The sequence below is a fragment of the Alcanivorax sp. UBA3183 genome, from assembly GCF_002364155.1.
Taxonomy (GTDB): Bacteria; Pseudomonadota; Gammaproteobacteria; order Pseudomonadales; family Alcanivoracaceae; genus Alcanivorax; species Alcanivorax jadensis.
In genome coordinates this window covers 7157-9453 of record NZ_DEXN01000046.1, presented here as the reverse complement: position 1 = coordinate 9453, position 2297 = coordinate 7157, and the positions used below count along the sequence as shown (strand labels likewise).

Sequence of the window (2297 nt, the reverse complement as noted above, 5' to 3'; positions counted from 1 at the left end):
CTGGAAGGGAACTCCTACAGCGATCTGTTAGAACGGTTTGTGGAGTGTGAATGAGTTTGTCCCTTAACCGCCGCATCTGGATGCTGGCATGGCCGCTGTTGCTGTCCAACCTGACCGCACCGTTGCTGGGTCTGGTGGACACCGCCGTGGTGGGGCACCTGGATCATCCGCGTTATCTGGCGGCGGTGGCGCTGGGTGGCAACTTCTTCATGTTCCTGTATTTCTCGTTCAACTTCCTGCGCATGGGCACCACCGGCTTTGCCTCCCAGGCGCGGGGCGGCGAGAAGGACACCCGGGTGGTGTTACTGCGCGGCCTGTTGTTATCCACCGGGCTGGGGCTGGCGCTGATTGCCCTGTCACCACTGCTGCGGGAAACCGGCCTGTGGCTGCTGGGCGGCAGTGATGATGTTCAGGGTCTGGCCGGCGACTACATCAACATTCGCATTCTTGGCGCCCCGGCCGCGCTGGCCAATTTCGCCCTGATCGGCTTCGCCATCGGCACCCATAACACCCGGGTGCCACTGAAGATGACGGTGCTGATGCACAGCACCAATGCCCTGCTGGACATTCTGCTGGTGCAGGTCTGGCATCTGGATGTGCGCGGGGTAGCCATTGCCAGTGCCACCGCGGAATACGTGGGACTGGCCGGCGGCCTGTTCTGGCTACGCGGCGCCCTGCGTCCACCGGCACGGCAGGAACGACTGTGGCAGCCACACGCCATCCTGGCATTGATGGCGGTGAACCGGGATATCTTTCTGCGCAGCCTTGCTCTGCTCAGCTGCTTCTTTTTCTTCGCCGCCCAGGGCGCGCGGCTGGGTGACGCGGTACTGGCCGCCAATGCGGTGCTGATCACTTTCCTGCTGCTGCTCAGTAACCTGCTCGACGGCTTTGCCAACGCAGCAGAAGCCCTGGTGGGCGAGGCCCACGGCAGAAACGATCGCCAGGCCCTGGGCCAGGCCATTAGCGCCACCGGGCGCTGGACTGTGGCCTGTGCGGCACTCGGTCTACTGGCATTCAGTCTCGGCGGTGTGCCGCTGATTCATCTGCTCACCGACCTGCCTGATATCCGCGACACTGCCATCACCTATCTGCCGTGGATGCTGCTGTTACCACTCACCGCCAGTGCCGGCTTCTGGCTGGACGGCATTTTCGTGGGCGCCACCTGGGGCGCCGCCATGCGTAACACCATGCTGGTGGCAGTGGGGATCTTCTTTGTGCTCTGGGCACTGACCCGGGGCTGGGACAACCACGGCCTATGGCTGGCCATGAACGGCTTTATGGCCGGGCGGGGAATATTGATGGGTTGGGTGCTGAAAAAACGACTTGCAACACCCGGCTATCAGCGGCAATCGTGACAGGTACTTGAAAACTCACTACTGGATAGTCTGGGTAGACCGTGCACAGTAGCGTTTAGCCGTTTCGCCTCCGGCACTACGAACCTTTTTCAAACAAGCGCTGTAGCTATTGCGTGGAATGACCTGCAAAGACTGATCCCGAACCACCACTTCATAGGTGTGTGTGGGGTTAATCTGACCACTCTTATCCCAGCCGCTGAAGTCCTGACGACCCAGAGCACAGGTATAACTGAGGCTGTAGGTAAAGCCGCGCACCGCATTGGTGATGTGGGAATAGACCTGCCACTTGCCATTGCGGCCGTACATCATTTCCCGCTTGCAGCTTTTCAGATCAGTGATGACGTCATCCTGAAAGAACACGACCTGATTGTAGGTAGTACCATCCAGATCGAACCGTGCTACCAGGTATACTTTCTCATCCTCCTCCGCCAGTACAGGCTGAAAAAACGCCGCCAATCCCGTCACTATTACTGCAGCCAGCGCCCCCGAAATTCCTTTTTTCATCAATATTCCATCTATTTTTATTGAAGGCACAAACCTTAGCGAACTCAGCCAAGGGCTGCCAGCGGCATCGATAAACGCAAAACCGCCCCGACTAGCGGAGCGGTTTTACGAGCGTGGAGTGCCGGGTCCTGCCATCGACAGAGATGAATTGCAGGACTTCAGCTGCGTTTGACTAACGCTTCAGCGCCCCATCCTTGTCCAGCTGCGAGACGATGCTCTTGGCGTAGCCCTTGGCGCCATTCTTCAGGCTATCCGGGTTCATGCTACGCGACTGGGCCTGCCACACCGGGCGCTTGCGTTCCACGCTGTAGACCTGGGTCTGCAGGTAATAGTCCTTGGCGTTGTGATAGTAACCGGGCTGATAGATCGCGCCGTAGCTGTGGCCCACATAGGGGCCGTAGCCCAGGTAAGCTGGCGCCGAGGGCATCGGCACATAGT

2 protein-coding genes and 1 pseudogene are annotated in these 2297 nt (G+C 59.3%); 1 reads left to right on the top strand and 2 read right to left on the bottom strand.

Going from position 1 to position 2297, the window contains the following annotated elements; all coding sequences use genetic code 11:
* The first annotated feature begins 50 nt into the window (after window positions 1-50).
* Window positions 51-1355 (top strand): MATE family efflux transporter, encoded by a 1305-nt coding sequence (locus B3Q33_RS14460; protein WP_272962620.1) that lies wholly within the window; start codon window positions 51-53, stop codon window positions 1353-1355.
* Between the two features lie 18 nt (window positions 1356-1373).
* Here B3Q33_RS14460 and B3Q33_RS14455 read toward each other — a convergent pair whose 3' ends face one another.
* Together B3Q33_RS14455 and B3Q33_RS14450 are read right to left on the bottom strand one after the other, a co-directional pair.
* Entirely contained in the window at window positions 1374-1859 is a 486-nt protein-coding gene (locus B3Q33_RS14455; RefSeq protein WP_035245869.1) for a hypothetical protein, read from the bottom strand.
* Between the two features lie 172 nt (window positions 1860-2031).
* Window positions 2032-2297 (bottom strand): annotated as a pseudogene (locus tag B3Q33_RS14450) (hypothetical protein); the annotation flags it as partial.